Below are 17,485 nucleotides of genomic sequence, written 5' to 3' on the forward strand. Positions count from 1 at the left end.
CCTCTCGCTGCTGCGCAGCGCGAGGGAGGGCTCATGGGCGCGACCGCTTCGTGCTTGGAACCCTTATCCTGCCGCCTGCTGGCGGCGCGGGCCCTGGCCGCGATGCGGGCGGCGGTGACGCTTCGGCGCGCCGGCCGGGAGATGCGGCTGGTGCGGCGCCCGGTTCTCCTGCGGTCGCATGAAGGAGACGTTGCGAATCTCGCCGTCGCCGGCCGGCGCCGGCTGGGCCGGGCGCTGCGGTCGGGACTCGCCATTGTGATGCGCCCCGCCGTGCCGGCCCTCCGGCCTCTGGTGCCCGCGACCGCTATGACCGTGGGCGTGATGCGGCTTGCCGTTGCGCTGCTGCGGCCGGCCGTCCTGGCGCTGGCGCGGCTCGTGCGGCTGCGGCGGCAGCTGGGGCAGCGGCGGCAGCTCGCCCATCACCGGCACAGTCTGGCGGATCAGCCGCTCGATGGCGCGGAGCAGGGGCCGCTCGTCCGGTGCGACCAGCGAGATGGCCACGCCCTCGGCACCGGCCCGTGCGGTACGGCCGATGCGGTGCACGTAGGATTCGGCGACATGCGGCAGGTCGAAGTTGATGACGTGGGTCACGTTGTCGACGTCGATGCCGCGGGCGGCGATGTCGGTCGCCACCAGGATCGGCGTCTTGCCCGACTTGAAGCCGTCCAGCGCCTGGACGCGCTGCGACTGGCTCTTATTGCCATGGATGGCGACGGCACGGATGCCGGCCTGTTCGAGCCCCTTCACGATCTTGTCGGCACCGTGCTTGGTGCGGGCGAAGACGAGCGTGCGGCCATAGCCGCCGTCGCGTAGCAGCTGGGTCAGCCGGGCGCGCTTGTCCGCGCCCGAAACGTGGACGACATGCTGGGCGACGCGGTCGGCCGCGGCGGCGGCCGGCGCCACCGAGACGCGCTCCGGTCGGTTCAAGAGCTCGCCCGCGAGCTTGCCGATCTCCGGCGGCATGGTGGCGGAGAAGAACAGGTTGAGCCGCTGGGCCGGCAGGGTCTTCACGATGCGGCGGATGGCCGGGATGAAGCCCATGTCGAGCATCTGGTCGGCCTCGTCGAGCACGAAGGTCTCGACCTGGTCGAGCCGGGCGAAGCCGGCCTGCAGGTGGTCGAGCAGCCGGCCCGGTGTCGCCACCAGAATGTCGACGCCGCGGGCGAGCGCCTGGATCTGCGGGCCGGCGCCGACGCCGCCGAACACCACCGCGACCGAAAGGCCGAGATGACGGCCATAGGTACGGAAGCTTTCGGCGATCTGCAGGGCGAGCTCGCGGGTCGGCGAGAGGACCAGGACGCGGCTGCCCTTGCGCGGCGCCTGGCGCCGGTCGGCGGCGAGCCGGTGCAGGATGGGGAGCGCGAAGGCGGCGGTCTTCCCGGTACCGGTCTGCGCCGTGCCGAGCATGTCGCGCCCGGCGAGGATGTGGGGAATGGCCTGGGACTGAATCGGCGTCGGGGTGACATAGCCTTCCTGGGTCAGCGCCTTGAGCAGAGGCTGGCAGAGGCCAAGGTCGGAGAACTGGGCGCCGGTGATCTGGGGGGAATCGGTCAACTGGGTCAGTGGAGTTGCTTTCAAACAGGTCCGCGTGTGCGCGCAGGCACGGCGACGGTTCAACGTCGCACTCGCGCGGTGACTTCGGGGGAGTGCCCCGCGTGACCTGGGCAATCGGATGGGGATGAGAGGGTGTCGGCAGGGCGACGTTCCGGACCAATCGCGAAATGCGGGGACCGGCGCCGCTTCACGCGGCCGAAACACCAATGACCGTCCAGCGGTCCCGCGCAATGTGATGCTGCGGCGCAGCAATGTCAAGCCCGCTTTCGGCATCTGCCAAGCGGACGCCCCTCGATCGGAAAATTCTCGCTCGCTGCCGCTGGGTGTGATGCCAACGTGACCTTGTCGGGCCGGCGGCTACCGGCAGGCACCGTCGCACCTATCTAAGCGTTGCTGTCGTGTGAATCAGGGCAAACGAAGAGAGGTGTGTCATGTCCCATGAGCAGGTTATCCGTCGCGCCGCCTTGGGTGGTGCGCTGGCTATGCTCCTGGCCGGCACCGCGATCGCTCAGACATCGTCGCCGCCTGCGGCTACGCCCCAGGCGACCACGCCGGCCGCACCGGGTTCCAGCAGCGTCCTGGTGGTGCAGCATGAAACGGAGAAATCGACGGCCGAGGTGATCGGCATGCCGGTCTTCGCGCCGGACGGTGCGACGGTCGGCAAGATCTCGAACCTGCTGATCGACCAGGACCAGCAGGTCACCGGCGCCGTCCTGTCGGTCGGCGGCTTCCTCGGCATCGGCACCAAGACGGTCGCGGTGCCGTGGGAGAGCCTCAAATTCGACGAAAAGGGCGGCAAACAGCTCGCCATCGTGCCGATGAGCAGCGAGGAGCTGGCCAAAGCCCCGGAATTCAAGACCTTGGCCCAGCTCAAGTCGGAGCGAGAATCCGAGCGCATCCGCGCGGAGCAGAAGACGCGGGACATGAGCCGCCCGACCACGCCGGGCGGAGCGACCGGCGGGGCGCCGCGCCCGCCGCAGTGATCACCAGCTGAACCGCGTCGGCCGGCGGCAGCCTCCGGGCTGCCGCCGGTCTTCGCGCGCGCATCCGGCGCGCCGCTTCGCCCATCTGGCCTACTTGCGCGGACCCCTGCCGCATTGCAACAATATTGCTTGGAATCGGTCGCGAGTTTGCGGTTCCGTTCCTTCGGGTGGTCTGGGGCCGCGGAGGTTGAGTGAGAAAGCTGCTGGGGGGCGTTCTGTTCGCCTTGTCGGCCGCGGCACTGCCAGCCGCTCATGCCGACGACATCACCAAGGCTGCTGACCGGGGCGCCGCCGCGCGGCGGAGCGTCGACTACCGCCTGCTGCAGCTGGACGGCCATCAGGTGAAGTGGGGGGCGAGCGCCATCGGCGCCGGCGCCAAGGTCCGCTACATGCTGGTCCCGGCGGCGATGGATTTCGGCGAGACCCGCAATTGCCGCGGCCTGAAACCGATGGACGAGCTGCTCGCCGCTTCCGGCATCGATCCGGCCAGGGTGCCGGGGGAGGTCGCTGCCGCCTTCGAGATGTGGGAGCGGGCGGCCAATATCAGCTTCCAGCGGGTCGACCATCCGGCCGTCGCCGACATTCTGATCGGCGCCCAGGCGGTGCCGCGCGGCCGCGCCTTCACCGAGGTGATCTACGACCGCAGGCCGCCGGTGACCCTGACCGGTGCCGGGCCGACAAACGTGCAGCCTGTGGCGGGCTCGATCCGCCGCATCGACAAGGCGCTGATCTGCCTGAATCCGGAGAAGCCGTGGAAGCTCGGCTTCGGCGGCGATGTCGAGGTCTACGACCTGCGCTACACGATCGCACATGAGATCGGCCATGCCATCGGCCTGGACCATCCCGGACCGTCGGGCCAGCTGATGGGCTTTGCCTACGAGGAGCATTTCCGGGTGCTGCAGCCGGGCGACCTGGCCGGCGCCATCTCGCTTTATGGCCGGCGCGGCCTGCCGGTGGCGAAGAGCCCGACGCAGGTACTCCCGGCCCGTCCGGCCGATCCCCGCGGCATGGCACTGCAATAGCGCTCCTCAACGTCGGCATTACCAGCTAGGAGGGGCGCCGACCGAGCGCCCCTTGATGACTTCCGAAGACACTGCAGCCCTGCCCACGGTGATCGTCGCCGGCCCGACAGCGAGCGGAAAGTCGGCGCTGGCACTCGGTCTCGCCGAGCGGCTGGGCGGCGTCGTCATCAATGCCGACAGCATGCAGGTCTATCGCGAGCTGCGTGTCGTCACCGCGCGGCCAAGCCCGGCGGAGGAGGCGCGGGCGCCGCACCGGCTCTACGGCGTGCTGGCGGCGGCGGAAGCCTGCTCGGCGGCGCGCTGGCGCGACCTGGCGCTGGCCGAAGTGGCGGCGGCGCGCGAAGCGGGCCAGGTGCCGATCATCGCTGGCGGCACCGGGCTTTACCTCCGGACCTTGAAGCAAGGCATCGCCGACATTCCGGCGATATCGCCGGCGCTGCGCAACCGCCTGCGGGCCGAACAGGTGGCGGCAGGGCAGGCGGCCTTCCATGCGCGGCTCGCCGAGCTCGACCCGGCCTCGGCGGCGTCGATCCGGCCGAGCGATCCGCAGCGCACGCTGCGCGCGATGGAGGTGCTGGCGGCCACCGGCAAGCCGCTCGCCGCCTGGCAGGCCCGCGGCGCGGCCGGACCCTCGCTCGACGAGCCGGCGGTCTGGATCTGGCTCGACCCGCCGCGGGATCTGTTGCGGGAGCGGGCCGAGATGCGGTTCCGCCAGATGGTGGCGCAGGGGGCGCTCGACGAAGTGCGAGGACTGCTCGCCCTCGAGCTCGATCCGGCTTTGCCGGCGATGAAGGCCCTCGGCGTGCCGGAGATTGCGGCGCATCTCCGGGGCGAGATCGGCCTCGATACCGCCATCGAGCAGGCGGTGCTGGCGACCCGCCGCTACGCCAAGCGCCAGACCACTTGGTTCCGGCATCAGCTTCCATCGGAGCGGCTCCGCGTGGCGCAATTTTCGGAAAGTCTGGAGGCGGAAATCTTATCGTTTATTCGTCGAATTCCGTTGACCGAGTCGGGGTGAGGTTCTAGCTTGCGCCTCCCTTAACTCGCCGCGGCCAGCGGCGTGGCGGGTCCGGGATCGTTTGTCCCGCGCTCCAAGCCGCTGTTTTGTCGAAGGAAAGGCCATGTCCACCGACCAGATGACCGGGGCCGAAATCATCCTGAAGGCATTGGCCGATCAGGGTGTAGAGGTCGTATTCGGTTATCCGGGCGGCGCCGTCCTTCCGATCTACGACGCCTTCTTCAAGCAGAACGCGATCCGCCATATCCTGGTGCGCCAGGAAGGCGGCGCCGTGCACGCGGCCGAAGGCTATGCCCGCTCGACCGGCAAGCCCGGCGTGGTGCTGGTCACCTCCGGCCCCGGCGCGACCAATGCCGTCACCGGTCTGACCGACGCGCTGATGGACAGCATTCCAGTGGTCTGCCTGACCGGCCAGGTGGCGACCCATCTGATCGGCAACGACGCGTTCCAGGAATGCGACACCGTCGGCATCACCCGGCCCTGCACCAAGCACAACTACCTGGTGAAGGACATCAACGACCTTGCGCGGGTGATCCACGAGGCGTTCTACGTCGCGACCTCGGGCCGGCCCGGCCCGGTCGTGGTCGACCTGCCGAAGGACATCCAGCTCGGCTCCGGCACCTATGTCCCGCCCAAGGCCGGCAAGCACAAGAGCTATCGTCCGCAGGTGAAAGGCGACATCGGCAAGATCCGCGAGGCGGTGGAGCTGCTGGTCAATGCCAAGCGGCCGCTGTTCTATTCCGGCGGCGGGGTGATCAATTCCGGCCCCAACGCCTCGAAGCTGCTGATCGACTTCGTCAAGATGACGGGGTTCCCGATCACCTCGACCCTGCTCGGCCTCGGCGCCTATCCGGCCAGCGACCGGCAGTTCCTCGGCATGCTCGGCATGCACGGGACCTACGAGGCGAACCTTGCCATGCACGGCTGCGACGTGATGGTCGCGGTCGGCTCGCGCTTCGACGACCGCATCACCGGCCGGCTCGATGCCTTCGCGCCGAACTCGAAGAAGATCCACATCGATATCGACCCCTCCTCGATCAACAAGAACGTGCGGGTCGACGTGCCGATCGTCGGCGACGTGGCGCATGTGCTGGAGGACATGATCAAGCTGTGGCGGGCCGATACGCGCCGGCCGCGCAAGGAGGCGATCGATGCCTGGTGGCAACAGATCGACCAATGGCGGGCACGCGACTGCCTGCGCTACAAGGCCTCGAACGACATCATCAAGCCGCAATACGCCCTCGAACGGCTCTATGCGGCGATCAAGGGGAGAGACGACGCCTACATCACCACGGAAGTGGGCCAGCACCAGATGTGGGCGGCCCAGTTCCTGAAGTTCGAGAAGCCGAACCGCTGGATGACCTCGGGCGGGCTCGGCACCATGGGCTATGGCCTGCCGGCCGCGATGGGCGTGCAGGTGGCGCATCCCGACGCGCTGGTGATCGACGTGGCCGGCGAGGCCTCGATCCTGATGAACATCCAGGAGATGTCGACCCTCGCCCAGTACCGCCTGCCGGTGAAGACCTTCATCCTGAACAACCGCTACATGGGCATGGTGCGGCAGTGGCAGGAGCTGCTGCATGGCGGGCGCTATTCCGAGAGCTACATGGACAGCCTGCCGGACTTCGTGAAGCTGGCGGAGGCGTTCGGCGCCGTGGGGCTCCGTGCCAGCAAGCCCTCCGAGGTCGACGACCTGATCAAGGAGATGATCAAGGTGAAGAAGCCGGTCATCGCCGATATCGCGGTCGACCAGGCGGAGAACTGCTTCCCCATGGTGCCGTCCGGCGCCGCCCATAACGAGATGATCCTCGGCGACGAGGTAGGCGAGCCAAAGGCAAGGGTAACCGACGCCGGCCTTGCTTTGGTCTAGCCGGGACCGGATCCAGCCGTCGCCAACCGCAACGCCGATAGGGGAGCGGGCCGTCCGGGCCCGCGGGACGCCAACGTGAGCGAACAACTCCGCCGACATACCTTCTCCGTGCTGGTCGACAACGAGGCGGGCGTGCTCGCCCGCGTCATCGGCCTGTTCTCCAGCCGCGGCTACAACATCGAGAGCCTGACCGTCGCTGCGATCGACGAGGTGGCGAACATCTCCCGCATCACCGTGGTCGCCTCCGGCACCGAGATGGTGATCGAGCAGATCAAGCACCAGCTCGGCCGCCTGGTGCCGGTGCACAAGGTGACCGATCTGACGATGGAAGGCCCGTTCCTGGCGCGCGAGCTGGCGCTGGTGAAGGTGGCCGGCACCGGCGACAAGCGGGTCGAGGCGCTGCGCGTCGCCGACATCTTCCGCGCCCGCGCGGTCGACACCTCGAAGAACTCCTTCGTGTTCGAGATCTCCGGTACCACCGAGAAGATCGATGCCTTCATCCAGCTGATGAAGGATCTCGGCCTGGTCGAGCTCTCCCGTACCGGCGTCGTCGCCATCAGCCGCGGCGCTGCCACCACCTGAAACCGGCTACAATCAAGGGACCCAGCGAGGGGATACAGCCATGCGTGTCTATTACGATCGCGATGCCGACCTGAACCTGATCAAGGGCAAGAAGATCATGGTGGTCGGCTTCGGCAGCCAGGGCCATGCCCATGCCATCAACCTGAAGGAAAGCGGCGCCAAGGAGATCAAGGTCGGGCTGCGCAAGGGCTCGGCCGGCATCGCCAAGGCGGAGGGTGCCGGGCTCGCTGTCATCACGCCCGCCGAGGGCGCCAAATGGGCCGACGTGACTATGGTGCTGACCCCGGACGAGGGGCAGGGCGCGCTGTGGGAGAACGACCTGCGCGCCAACATGAAGCAGGGCGCGGCGCTGGCCTTCGCGCACGGCCTCAACATCCATTTCAACCTGATCGAGCCGCGACCCGATATCGACGTGTTCATGATCGCGCCGAAGGGCCCGGGCCACACCGTGCGCTCGGAGTACCAGCGCGGCGGCGGCGTGCCCTGCCTGGTCGCGGTGCACCAGAACCCCTCCGGCAACGCGCTGGAGATCGCGCTCTCCTACGCCTCGGCGATCGGCGGCGGCCGGGCCGGCGTGATCGAGACGAGCTTCAAGGAGGAATGCGAGACCGACCTGTTCGGCGAGCAGACCGTGCTGTGCGGCGGCCTGGTGGAGCTGATCAAGGCCGGCTACGAGACCCTGGTCGAGGCGGGCTATGCGCCGGAGATGGCGTATTTCGAGTGCCTGCACGAGGTGAAGCTGATCGTCGACCTGATCTACGAGGGCGGCATCGCCAACATGAACTACTCGATTTCCAACACGGCGGAATACGGCGAATACGTCACCGGGCCGCGCATCATCACGGCGGAGACCAAGGCGGAGATGAAGCGGGTGCTGGACGACATCCAGTCGGGCCGCTTCACCCGCAACTGGATGCTGGAGAACAAGGTGAACCAGACCTCGTTCAAGGCGACACGGGCCAAGCTCGCCGAGCATCCGATCGAGCAGGTCGGCGAGCGGCTGCGCGCCATGATGCCCTGGATCGCCAAGAACAAGCTGGTCGACAAGACGAAGAACTGACGCGCCTCGCGAAAGGCGGGAACGACAGAGGGGCGGGCCCGAAAGGTCCGCCCTTTTTTCGCCGGGTCGGAACGCTGCGTGGTAGGGAGCCGTCATGATCGATGACGGCTTCGGCTCCCTTTCCGTCGAACAACGCGAAAGCATCCGCGCAGCGCTGTCCGCCGCATTCGGTGCCGCGCCGATCGGCGTCGTCGGACGCATGGCCGGCGGCGCGACGAGTGCGGCGATCTTCCGGCTGCGGGTCGGCGAGCGGGACTTCGTGCTGCGCGCGGAGGGGGCTGCCAGTCCGCTCCGCAACCCGCGCCAGTATCTGTCCATGCGCATCGCGGCGGCGGCGGGGGTCGCGCCTCGGCTCCGCCATGTCGACGAGGTCGGCCGCGTCGCCATCATGGACTACATCGCCGCGAAGCCGCTGCACACCTTTCCCGGCGGGCCGCGCGCCTTGGCGGCGGCACTCGGCGCGCTGGTCGCGCGCCTGCAGGCGACGCCGGTCTTCCCGCACTTCGTCGATTACCCGGATATCGTCGCGCGCCTGTTCGCGCATGTGCGCCGGACCGGCCTGTTCGCCGCCGGTTTGCTCGACCGGCATGTCGAGCGCCTGGAGCAGATCCGCGAAGCCTATGCCGCGGGAACGACGGCGCCGGTTTCGAGCCACAACGACTGCAACCCCCGCAACATTCTGTACGACGGCGCGCGCCTGTGGCTGATCGATTGGGAATCGGCCTATCGCAACGATCCGCTGGTCGATGTGGCGATCATGCTCGACAACCTGGCGCGGACGCCGGATCTGGAGGAGCTCTTGCTGCAGGCGTGGCTCGGTCGCGCACCGGAGGATGCGCTGCGTGAGCGGCTGAAACCGGTGCGCGCGCTCACACGCCTCTATTTCGCGGGCGTCCTGCTCAGCGCCTCCGCGACCGGATCTCGGGCGGCACCCGACGACGATCTCTCCGCGCCCGGTGTGGCGTCGTTTCAAAGCGCCATCCGCGACGGCCGCCTCAAGCCCGGCACGCTGGAGACCAAGCACGTCATGGGGAAGATGTTCCTCGCCGCATTCCTGTCCGGTGACTTGCCGCCAGGTTTGGACACCGCCATCGCCGACGACTGAAGGGAAGGGCGCAGGGGCCCCCGTCGTCAGCCGCGGAACTCGTTTTGGCGCTGCGGCGTTAGCGGCTGATGGCGACCCGCATCCTCTACTTCATGGCACTGATTTTCGCCGCGCTGGCGCTCGGGCCGGCGCTGGCGCATCTGTTCGCGCTGCCGAACAAAATCGGCATGACGGAGGCCGACTACTTCGTCGCGCAGCAGATCTATCGCGGCTGGGCGCTGCTCGGCGTCTTGGTGTTCGGGGCGCTGCTGTCGTCGCTCGCCCTGGCCTGGACCTTGCGTCGCCAGGGCGCGGCGCGGAGCTGGGCGCTGATCGCCTTCCTCTGCATCGCCGGCACGCAAGGGATCTTCTGGACCTGGACCTATCCGGCGAACCGCGCGACCGCGAACTGGACGATGGTACCATCCGATTGGGAGCGGCTCCGGGCCGAGTGGGAATACTCGCATGCCGCCAGCGCGGGCTTGAACCTGCTGGCGGTGGCGGCGCTGGTTCTGTCGCTGCTGGTCTGGAAACGCGAGGGCTATCCGCTCGACCGCCCGATCTAAGTGGCGGGCGCATCCAGGAAGGCGCGCAGCTCGGCGAGAAACCGCGGGGAGGCCGGCTCCCCCTCCAGGATCAGGTGGTTGCGGCTCTCCAGCGGCACGAAGCGCGCGCCGGGAATGCCGGCGGCAAGTTGCCGCCCGGACTCGAACGGCACGCGCGCGTCGCCTTGCGCATGCATCACCAGCGTCGGCGTGCGCACCTCGCCCAGCATGTCGGACACGTCGAACTCGCCGACGGCGGCGAGATAGCGCGCGGCATTCTCCGGCGAGACCGTCACGCGCTGCAGGTTGTTGAGCCAGTTCTCCTGCTCCTTGGTGCCGTCGGGCACGAATTGCGAGGTGAAGAGCTGGCGGAAGGCCGGGTTCTCCTGGCCCCAGCCATGGCGCACGAGCGTCAGGCTGGCCGCGTTCTGCTCCCGCTCAACAGCGCCGCGCCTGGCGCGGCCGACGGCAAAGCCGCCATAGAGGACCAGGCGGCGCACGCGGTCCGGATGGCGCACGGCGTAGGCGATTGAGACCGGGCAGCCTTGCGAGATGCCGAGCAGGTCGAACCGGTCGACGCCGCTCGCCTCGATCACCGATTCCAGGTCGCGCACGAATGCGTCGAGCGAGAGTTCCCCGACATCCCAGTCCGACAGGCCGTTCGCGCGCGCGTCGTAGCGGACCACGCAGCGCTCGCGCGCGAGGCCGCGCCAGAGGTGACGCCAGATCGGGCTCTCGAGATCGTATTCGAGATGCGTCATCCAGTTGCCGGTCCGGACCAGGACCGGGCCGCTGCCGATCCGCGAATAGGCGATGCGCACGCCGTCGGCGGTTCGGCAGAACTGGATGTCCTGTCGCGGCATCTCGGCGGGCTCAATAGCAGGCAAGGCGGCTTCCAGCGTGGCGACGAAGCGGAAGCCGCGGCCGTGCACGGTGCGGATCAGGCGCTGCTGCTCGCCATCGTCGCCGATCGCCCGGCGTGCCGACTTGATGCGGCTGGACAGCGCCGCGTCGGACACGATCCGGCCGCCCCAGACCTCGGCGATCAATTCGTCCTTGCTGACGAGGCGGCAGGGATTGCGCGCGAGATGAACGAGCAGGTCGAAGACCTGCGGCTCCACCGCGCACGGCTCTCCGGCCCGACGGACCTCGTGCGCGACGAGATCGAGCTCGCAATCGGCGAAGCGAATCAATGGCGTATCTGCCAACGCGTCCCCTTCGGCCAGGCCAATGCGCCCAGCGTGCCGCGCGTGAGGCCTCCCAGGCCAATAGAGCCAGAATAGCGCGGATCGCGCCCTCGCTCTGTGGTCGAGTTCACAATCCGCGACCGCCACGAAAATCCAAGCCCTCTGCAGGAATTCTCCAGGAATCCGACAAGCTTGCCGGGCGCCGCGCCCATAGGTTCCGCCGCAGATCGCAGCCGGAACGCAAAGGAGGCGCGGCGTGCACATTCGGATCGACAGGACCAGCACAGCAAGGCGGGCTCGCGTGGTGCTGGTGCACTGCTCGGCCAGTTCGGCGCGCCAATGGTGCGGGCTGACGGGCCGGTTCGCAGACGCGCTGCGGCCGGTGGCCGTCAATCTGCTGGCGCATGGCGGGCGCGGCGGATGGCACGGCGCCGGCCCGCTGACGCTGGCCGAGGAAGCGCGCGTCATCGCCGAGGCGACAGTCGGGGAGGAGGCGCCGTTCCACCTCGTCGGGCATTCCTATGGCGGCGGTGTGGCGTTGCGCTTCGCGCTCGAGCATCCGGAGCGGCTGCAATCGTTGACCCTGATCGAGCCGAGCTGCTTTCACCTGCTGAAGGAAGCTGGGCGCGAGGCGCATCTCCTGAATGAGATCCGCGCCGTGGTCGATGCGGTCAATCGCGGCGTGATCTCAGGCGATTACCGCGCCGGCATGGCGGTGTTCATCGACTACTGGAGCGGGCCGGGCAGCTGGGCGGCGCTCGGCGAAGAGAAGCGGGCGCAGTTCGCCGCGCTCGCCGTGCATGTCGCGCACCATTTCCACGGATTGCTCGAGGAGCCGACGCCGCTCGCCGCCTACCGCGCGATCGAGGTGCCGACCCTGGTTCTGTGCGGCAACCGCTCGCCGCAGCCGTCGCGGACGATCACGCGGCTCGTGGCCTGCGCCCTGCCCAATGCACGGCACCGGACCATCGACGGCGGCAACCACATGGCGCCGATCCTGCGCCCCGACGACGTGAACCCCCTGATCCTCGAGCACATCGAGGCGAATACCGCCTGTGTCCAGGCGCCGCGCACAGGAACCGATGGCTAGCGGCCCAACGAACGGAGACATGATCATGCATCAGCACGGCTTCACCTACGCGGCGACGCTCGCGGCTTCGCAGCGCATCAGCTGGCGCGTCGAGGACATCATCGGCGGCGACCGTCGGCTCGACTTCGAGAAACCGTTCATGCCGGAGGCGCTGGCGCGCACCGCGGCGATCGACCTGCTGGACGCCGAGGAGCGGCTCCTGCTCAACCAGATCCGCGGCAACGGCTATCTCTACATCTTCGGCCTGGTCGAGGAATTCATCCTGCCCTTCGTGCTCGACCACGCGCGGCCGAGGCTCGCCGGCGACGACGCGCGGGCCCGCGCCTTCCTGCAATTCGCCGGTGAGGAGGCGAAGCACATCGACCTGTTCAAACGGTTCCGCCGCGAGTTCGAGGCCGGCTTTGCCACCAACTGCGACGTGATCGGCCCGCCCGAGGCGATCGCCCAGGCGGTGCTGGCGCACCATCCGCTGTCGGTCGCGCTGCTGATCCTGCACATCGAGTGGATGACGCAGAAGCATTATGTCGAGAGCGTGAAGGACGACGCGACGCTCGACCGGCAGTTCAGCGATCTGCTGCGCCATCACTGGATGGAGGAGGCGCAGCACGCCAAGCTCGACACTCTGATGGTCGAGGAGCTGGCCAAGGACATGAGCGGGACCGATTTCGCCAAGGCGGTCGACGGCTATCTGGAGATCGGCGGCATGATCGATGGCGGGCTGGCGCAGCAGGTCGCCTTCGACCTCGACGCGCTGGTCCGGGCCAGCGGGCGGGTGCTCACCGCCGCCGAGCGTGACGCCCTGACGAAACAGCAGCACCAGGCGCAGCGCTGGACCTTCATCGGCTCGGGCATGGGGCACCCGAACTTCCTGGCGAGCGTCGGCGCGCTGCACCCCGAAAGCCGGCAGCGCCTGGCGGAGATCGTGCCCACTTTCTGCTAGGGGCAGCCGCGGCAGGCCGGCGGTGCGTCGAACCGCCGGCCGGTCCCGCCGATACCAAGTTGGGCCTTCAGCTCTGCTGCTGGATATGCAGGAGCAGGTTCTCGCTCGCCTGGCCGTCGACCAGAATGCCGTGCTGCACCTGATAGCGCTCGATGGCGGTGCGGGTGCGCGGGCCCATCACGCCGTCCGGCGTGCCGACATCGTAGCCGCGCGCCGCCAGCGCCGACTGGGTGCGATAGACCAGATCGTTGTGGGCGGCCTGGGCGGCGCCGCGCGGCGGCTGGTTGGCCGGAACGCCGGCGCTGCCGCCGCTCGACCCCTTGCGCCAGGCCGGCGTGCCGAGATTGACGTCCTTTTCGTCGGTCACCGCGCCGGTGACGCCGCCGACCACGGCGCCGATGGCGGCGCCCTGCAGCAGGGTGAGCCCGGTCACCGCGCCGACGGCCAGGCCGGCGGCGGCGCCCACGCCTGCGCCGGTGATGGCGCGGTCCTCCGGCCGGCTGCCGCAGGCGGCAAGTCCAACCAGCGACAGCATGAGCAGAATCCGGGTGGGCGATGTTGCCAGCATGTGTCCCGCTCCTTTAACCCGATGGTTCGACTGCCGAATCGGTGTGGCTTATACATAGCCGCGTCGCCGCCGGTTGGGCAGTGACATAGATCATCTGCGATCATGGCGGCGAATTCGGGCGGGATTGGGCCGAAAATGGGGACACAGGGGCAGAAGCGCCGGCGGCCGAAGCCGGCCGGCCGTAGCGGGCCGCTCGCCGGCATCCGGGTGATCGACCTGACCGGTCATGTGTCCGGGCCCTACTGCACCATGATCCTGGCCGATCTCGGTGCCGAGGTGACCAAGGTGGAGCGACCGGGCAGTGGCGACGATGCGCGCGCCATGCCGCCGCATGTCGGCGGCGAGAGCGTGCCGTTCATGATCGTCAACCGCGGCAAGCGCTCGATCGCGCTCGACCTGAAGCGCAAGGATGATCTGGCACTTTGCCGCAAGCTCGTCGCCCAGGCCGATGTTTTCGTGGAGAATTTCAAGCCGGGCACGGCGGCGAAGATCGGTCTCGGCTGGCCTGCCCTGCGCCGGCTGAACCCGCGGCTGATCTATTGCTCGGTCTCGGGCTTCGGCCAGAACGGCCCGTGGGCAGCGCGCGGCGGCTTCGACCTGATGACCCAGGCCTTGTCCGGCATCATGTCGGTGACGGGTGCCGAGGACGGGCCGCCGCACCGCGTGCCGATGCCGATCTCCGATATCGGCGCCGGCTTGCAGGCGGCGGTCGGCGTGCTGGCGGCGCTGCTGGCCCGGCAGCGCACCGGAAAAGGCCAGCGGGTCGACGTCTCGCTCTACGATTCCGCGCTCGCCTTCGGCCTCTACGAGGCGGCGCATTACTTCGCCGCCGGCGCGGCGCCGCCCAGGCTCGGCCAGGCGCATCGCGGCTCCTCGCCTTACCAGGTGTTCCGCACCAAGGACGGCTGGATCACCATCGGCGCGGCGGCGCAGCATCTCTGGCAGCGGCTCTGCACCGGCCTCAATCGACCGCATCTGCTGGCCGATCCGCGCTTCGCCAGCAATGCCGACCGCGTGCGCAACCGCGCCGCCCTGGTCGCCATCCTGAACGACGAAATCGCCAAACGACCGACCGCGGCATGGGAGACGTTCCTGGCAGCGCACGACATTCCCTACGGCCGGGTGCAGGGTTACGACGAGGTGCTGGAGGGCGAGCACACGCATGCGCGCGGCATGGTGGTGGCGCTGAAGCATCCACGGGCCGGTGCGACTCGGGTGCTCGGCAATCCCGTTAAGCTTTCGGTAACCCCGGCGCGGGCGGTCCGGCCAGCGCCGGTGCTGAATCAACACGGCCCAGAGATCCGCAAAGCCGCCGAGAAAGCCGAAACACGCGGCAAAAGGGCAACAAAGCCGTTGCGAGGCCAAAGAAAGTCAGCGTAGAAAGCTTGCGTTAACGCGGCCAATTCATGATTAACGCGCGTGGCCGCCACCGGGTGTGGGAGGGGAGATCTTTCGCTTCCGGTGTCGTGGGGGCACGCCATGTTGCCGCATCGAATGGATCGCTAACAAACATGTTCTCAAACCTCTTCGGCATGCTGTCGGCCGACATGGCGATCGACCTCGGCACGGCCAACACCCTCGTCTATGTCAAAGGCCGCGGCATCGTGCTGAACGAGCCATCGGTCGTCGCCATCGTCAACAACAAGGGCAAGAAGCAGGTGCTCGCCGTCGGCGACGAGGCGAAGCTGATGCTCGGCCGCACGCCCGGCAATATCGAAGCGATCCGACCGTTGCGCGACGGCGTGATCGCCGATTTCGAGATCGCCGAGGAGATGATCAAGCACTTCATCCGCAAGGTGCACAACCGCCGCTCCTTCGCCTCGCCGCAGGTCATCATCTGCGTGCCGTCGGGCTCGACCGCGGTGGAGCGCCGCGCCATTCAGGAATCCGCGGAAAGCGCCGGTGCGCGCCGCGTCTACCTGATCGAAGAGCCGATGGCGGCGGCGATCGGCGCCGGCCTGCCGGTGACCGAGCCGACCGGCTCGATGGTGGTCGATATCGGCGGCGGCACCACCGAGGTCGCGGTGATCTCGCTCGGCGGCATCGTCTATTCGCGCTCGGTGCGCGTCGGCGGCGACAAGATGGACGAGGCGATCATCGCCTATATCCGCCGCAACCATAATCTGCTCGTCGGCGAGGCGAGCGCGGAGCGGATCAAGAAGCAGATCGGGTCCGCCTATCCGCCGGACGACGGCAACGGCCCGACTATGGAGATCAAGGGCCGCGACCTGATGAACGGCGTGCCGAAGGAACTGGTGATCAGCCAGCGCCAGATCGCCGAAGCGCTGGCCGAGCCGGTCGGCGCCATCGTCGAGGCGGTGAAGGTGGCGCTGGAGCATACGGCGCCGGAGCTCGCCGCCGACATCGTCGACAAGGGCATCGTGCTGACCGGCGGCGGGGCGCTGCTGTCGAACCTGGATTTCGTGATCCGCAATGCGACTGGGCTGCCGGTCACAGTGGCCGACGAGCCCTTGAGCTGCGTCGCGCTGGGCACCGGACGTGCCTTGGAAGAGATGAAAACTTTAAGACATGTGCTGTACAATCCATATGGTTAATGATTTCTAGGGGCTAGGGGCCCGCCGGTGATGGCGCCTCGTCAAAGCCGCGTTATGCGTTACGCAGTGCCGATCCGGGTGCTGCTGCATCGATTCGCCTATCTGCTCCTCGTTCTCATGGCGTTCATGCTGCTGATGCTGGGCAAGGCCGAGGTTGCCCTGATCGAGCGTGCGCGGACCGTGGCGATGGACGCGCTGGCGCCGGTGCTGAACGTGATCCGCCAGCCGGTCGACGCCGTGCAGGACATGGTGCGGGGCGTCAACGACATCCTCTATCTGCGGTCGGAGAACGCGCGGCTGCGCGACGAGAACGCGAGGCTCCTCGCCTGGCGCGAGGCCGCTTCGCGCTACGAGCGGGAGAATGCGCGCCTGCGCAACCTGCTGCATGTCACCGGCGAGCCGGTGACGACCTTTGTCTCGGCGAGCGTGGTGGGCGAGAGCGCCTCCACCTTTTTCCGCACCATGCTGCTCAATGCCGGCGCCCGCGACGGCGTGGAGAAGGGCCAGGCCGCGGTGGCCGCGGAAGGCCTGGCCGGCCGGGTGATGGAAGTTGGCCAGCGCTCCGCCCGCGTGCTGCTGGTAACCGACCTCAACTCGCGCATCCCGGTGATGCTGGAACAGACGCGCACGCGCGCCATCCTGGCCGGTGACAATACCGACATGCCGCGGCTGGAATACCTGCCGTCTTCGGCGCAGCTCTCGCCGGGCGACCGCATCATCACCTCGGGCCATGGCGGCGGCGTGCCGGCCGGCATCCCGGTCGGCGTGGTTGCCTCGATCACCGACGGCATCGTGCGGGTGCAGCCCTTCGTGCCGTTCGACCGGGTCGAAGTGGTCAGCATCGCACGTCACGGCTTTGCCAGGCTTCCCGGGCCGTCGGGCATTCCGCTGTCGGTGCAATGATCGTCCCGATGGCGGTTCGTCCTTCCGAGCTCCTGCGCGACGCGACGCCCGCGGTCCTCACCGCGGTGCTGGTGCTGATCGAGATGACGCCGCTCGGCATTCCAGGCCTGCCGCCGGTCGCTCCCTCGCTCACCATGATCGGCGTGTTCCATTGGGCGGCGTTCCGGCCGGAGATCATGCCGGCCTGGCTCGCCTTCCTGATCGGCGTGCTGCATGACCTGGCGAGCGGCGCGCCGCTCGGCCTGACCGGCCTCGTCTTTATCCTGCTGCAGGGCGTCTGCGCCTCGCAGCGGCGCTGGTTCCTGACCACGTCGTTCCCGATCGCCTGGTTGCTGTTCGCCCTCATCGCGTTCGGCGCCGGCCTGGTCGGCTGGCTGCTCACCTGCATCTACACGCTGCAGCTGCTGGACCTCGTGCCGATGCTGATGCGGGCGGTGATCACCATCGCCGTCTATCCGCCGCTTTCCTGGCTGCTCGGCCGGGTGGAGCAGCGGCTCTGGGCCTTCGGCTAGAGGGCGCGCGCG

Annotated in this window: 17 protein-coding genes; 14 read left to right on the forward strand and 3 right to left on the reverse strand. The window is 68.3% G+C overall.

From position 1 onward, the window contains the following. Positions 1-63: 63 nt before the first annotated feature. The gene (locus tag DT074_RS03950) at positions 64-1,554 is read right to left on the reverse strand and encodes a DEAD/DEAH box helicase (RefSeq protein ID WP_368744407.1); all 1,491 of its coding nucleotides are present in this window, start codon (positions 1,552-1,554) and stop codon (positions 64-66) included. Positions 1,555-1,985: 431 nt separating this feature from the next. On the opposite strand from DT074_RS03950, the gene DT074_RS03955 reads away from it, so the two are divergent. The 8 genes from DT074_RS03955 (at position 1,986) to DT074_RS03990 (ending at position 9,739) form a co-directional block, all read left to right on the forward strand. Then, positions 1,986-2,537, forward strand: a complete 552-nt coding sequence (locus tag DT074_RS03955) for a PRC-barrel domain-containing protein (protein WP_119418517.1) — start codon at positions 1,986-1,988, stop codon at positions 2,535-2,537. A gap of 191 nt (positions 2,538-2,728) precedes the next feature. Further along, positions 2,729-3,559, forward strand: a complete 831-nt coding sequence (locus tag DT074_RS03960; protein ID WP_119418518.1) for a matrixin family metalloprotease — start codon at positions 2,729-2,731, stop codon at positions 3,557-3,559. A 55-nt stretch (positions 3,560-3,614) separates the two neighbouring features. Then, positions 3,615-4,577: a tRNA (adenosine(37)-N6)-dimethylallyltransferase MiaA gene (miaA, locus tag DT074_RS03965; RefSeq protein WP_119418519.1), complete on the forward strand. Its 963-nt coding sequence runs from the start codon at positions 3,615-3,617 to the stop codon at positions 4,575-4,577. 103 nt (positions 4,578-4,680) lie between these two features. Continuing rightward, entirely contained in the window at positions 4,681-6,447 is a 1,767-nt protein-coding gene (locus tag DT074_RS03970; protein WP_119418520.1) for an acetolactate synthase 3 large subunit, read from the forward strand. Between the two features lie 75 nt (positions 6,448-6,522). Continuing rightward, positions 6,523-7,029, forward strand: coding sequence for an acetolactate synthase small subunit (gene ilvN / locus DT074_RS03975; RefSeq protein ID WP_119418521.1), 507 nt, complete (start codon positions 6,523-6,525; stop codon positions 7,027-7,029). A gap of 40 nt (positions 7,030-7,069) precedes the next feature. Beyond that, on the forward strand, positions 7,070-8,089 hold the full coding sequence (gene ilvC, locus DT074_RS03980; protein ID WP_119418522.1) for a ketol-acid reductoisomerase: 1,020 nt from the start codon (positions 7,070-7,072) through the stop codon (positions 8,087-8,089). Between the two features lie 94 nt (positions 8,090-8,183). Then, positions 8,184-9,194 (forward strand): phosphotransferase, encoded by a 1,011-nt coding sequence (locus DT074_RS03985; protein WP_119418523.1) that lies wholly within the window; start codon positions 8,184-8,186, stop codon positions 9,192-9,194. Positions 9,195-9,262: 68 nt separating this feature from the next. Beyond that, positions 9,263-9,739, forward strand: coding sequence for a DUF1772 domain-containing protein (locus DT074_RS03990; RefSeq protein WP_119418524.1), 477 nt, complete (start codon positions 9,263-9,265; stop codon positions 9,737-9,739). On the opposite strand, the gene DT074_RS03995 is transcribed toward DT074_RS03990, so the two are convergent. After that, on the reverse strand, positions 9,736-10,926 hold the full coding sequence (locus tag DT074_RS03995) for an alpha/beta hydrolase (RefSeq protein WP_368744408.1): 1,191 nt from the start codon (positions 10,924-10,926) through the stop codon (positions 9,736-9,738). The two genes, DT074_RS03990 and DT074_RS03995, sit on opposite strands and share 4 nt — an antisense overlap. Positions 10,927-11,161: 235 nt before the next feature. Here DT074_RS03995 and DT074_RS04000 point away from each other — a divergent pair, with 235 nt between their 5' ends. Continuing rightward, on the forward strand, positions 11,162-11,995 hold the full coding sequence (locus DT074_RS04000) for an alpha/beta fold hydrolase (protein WP_162914601.1): 834 nt from the start codon (positions 11,162-11,164) through the stop codon (positions 11,993-11,995). A 19-nt stretch (positions 11,996-12,014) separates the two neighbouring features. Further along, the gene (locus DT074_RS04005) at positions 12,015-12,935 is read left to right on the forward strand and encodes a hypothetical protein (protein ID WP_368744409.1); all 921 of its coding nucleotides are present in this window, start codon (positions 12,015-12,017) and stop codon (positions 12,933-12,935) included. Positions 12,936-13,002: 67 nt separating this feature from the next. On the opposite strand, the gene DT074_RS04010 is transcribed toward DT074_RS04005, so the two are convergent. Beyond that, the gene (locus DT074_RS04010) at positions 13,003-13,503 is read right to left on the reverse strand and encodes a peptidoglycan-binding domain-containing protein (protein WP_368744410.1); all 501 of its coding nucleotides are present in this window, start codon (positions 13,501-13,503) and stop codon (positions 13,003-13,005) included. 135 nt (positions 13,504-13,638) lie between these two features. Between DT074_RS04010 and DT074_RS04015 the strand changes: the two genes are divergently transcribed. From DT074_RS04015 to mreD, 4 genes are all read left to right on the forward strand, one after another. Continuing rightward, positions 13,639-14,883, forward strand: coding sequence for a CaiB/BaiF CoA transferase family protein (locus tag DT074_RS04015; RefSeq protein ID WP_119418526.1), 1,245 nt, complete (start codon positions 13,639-13,641; stop codon positions 14,881-14,883). A 131-nt stretch (positions 14,884-15,014) separates the two neighbouring features. Further along, a complete protein-coding gene (locus DT074_RS04020) occupies positions 15,015-16,058 on the forward strand; it encodes a rod shape-determining protein (protein WP_119418527.1) in 1,044 nt (347 codons plus the stop codon). A 54-nt stretch (positions 16,059-16,112) separates the two neighbouring features. Continuing rightward, entirely contained in the window at positions 16,113-16,961 is an 849-nt protein-coding gene (mreC, locus tag DT074_RS04025) for a rod shape-determining protein MreC (protein ID WP_368744411.1), read from the forward strand. Between the two features lie 8 nt (positions 16,962-16,969). After that, positions 16,970-17,473, forward strand: coding sequence for a rod shape-determining protein MreD (gene mreD / locus DT074_RS04030; RefSeq protein ID WP_162914602.1), 504 nt, complete (start codon positions 16,970-16,972; stop codon positions 17,471-17,473). The last annotated feature ends 12 nt before the right edge of the window (positions 17,474-17,485 follow it).

Source organism: Desertibaculum subflavum, from assembly GCA_003576705.1.
GTDB lineage: Bacteria > Pseudomonadota > Alphaproteobacteria > Ferrovibrionales > Ferrovibrionaceae > Desertibaculum > Desertibaculum subflavum.

Bases quoted from the DNA above. Each gene is read 5' to 3' on its own strand.
- DT074_RS03970 (WP_119418520.1), top strand. From the start codon at position 4,681: ATGTCCACCGACCAGATGACCGGGGCCGAAATCATCCTGAAGGCATTG.
- ilvC (WP_119418522.1), top strand. From the start codon at position 7,070: ATGCGTGTCTATTACGATCGCGATGCCGACCTGAACCTGATCAAGGGC.
- DT074_RS04020 (WP_119418527.1), top strand. From the start codon at position 15,015: ATGTTCTCAAACCTCTTCGGCATGCTGTCGGCCGACATGGCGATCGAC.
- DT074_RS03990 (WP_119418524.1), top strand. From the start codon at position 9,263: ATGGCGACCCGCATCCTCTACTTCATGGCACTGATTTTCGCCGCGCTG.
- miaA (WP_119418519.1), top strand. From the start codon at position 3,615: ATGACTTCCGAAGACACTGCAGCCCTGCCCACGGTGATCGTCGCCGGC.
- DT074_RS04015 (WP_119418526.1), top strand. From the start codon at position 13,639: ATGGGGACACAGGGGCAGAAGCGCCGGCGGCCGAAGCCGGCCGGCCGT.
- DT074_RS03955 (WP_119418517.1), top strand. From the start codon at position 1,986: ATGTCCCATGAGCAGGTTATCCGTCGCGCCGCCTTGGGTGGTGCGCTG.
- DT074_RS03985 (WP_119418523.1), top strand. From the start codon at position 8,184: ATGATCGATGACGGCTTCGGCTCCCTTTCCGTCGAACAACGCGAAAGC.
- mreC (WP_368744411.1), top strand. From the start codon at position 16,113: ATGCGTTACGCAGTGCCGATCCGGGTGCTGCTGCATCGATTCGCCTAT.
- mreD (WP_162914602.1), top strand. From the start codon at position 16,970: ATGGCGGTTCGTCCTTCCGAGCTCCTGCGCGACGCGACGCCCGCGGTC.
- DT074_RS04010 (WP_368744410.1), bottom strand. From the start codon at position 13,503: ATGCTGGCAACATCGCCCACCCGGATTCTGCTCATGCTGTCGCTGGTT.
- DT074_RS04005 (WP_368744409.1), top strand. From the start codon at position 12,015: ATGATCATGCATCAGCACGGCTTCACCTACGCGGCGACGCTCGCGGCT.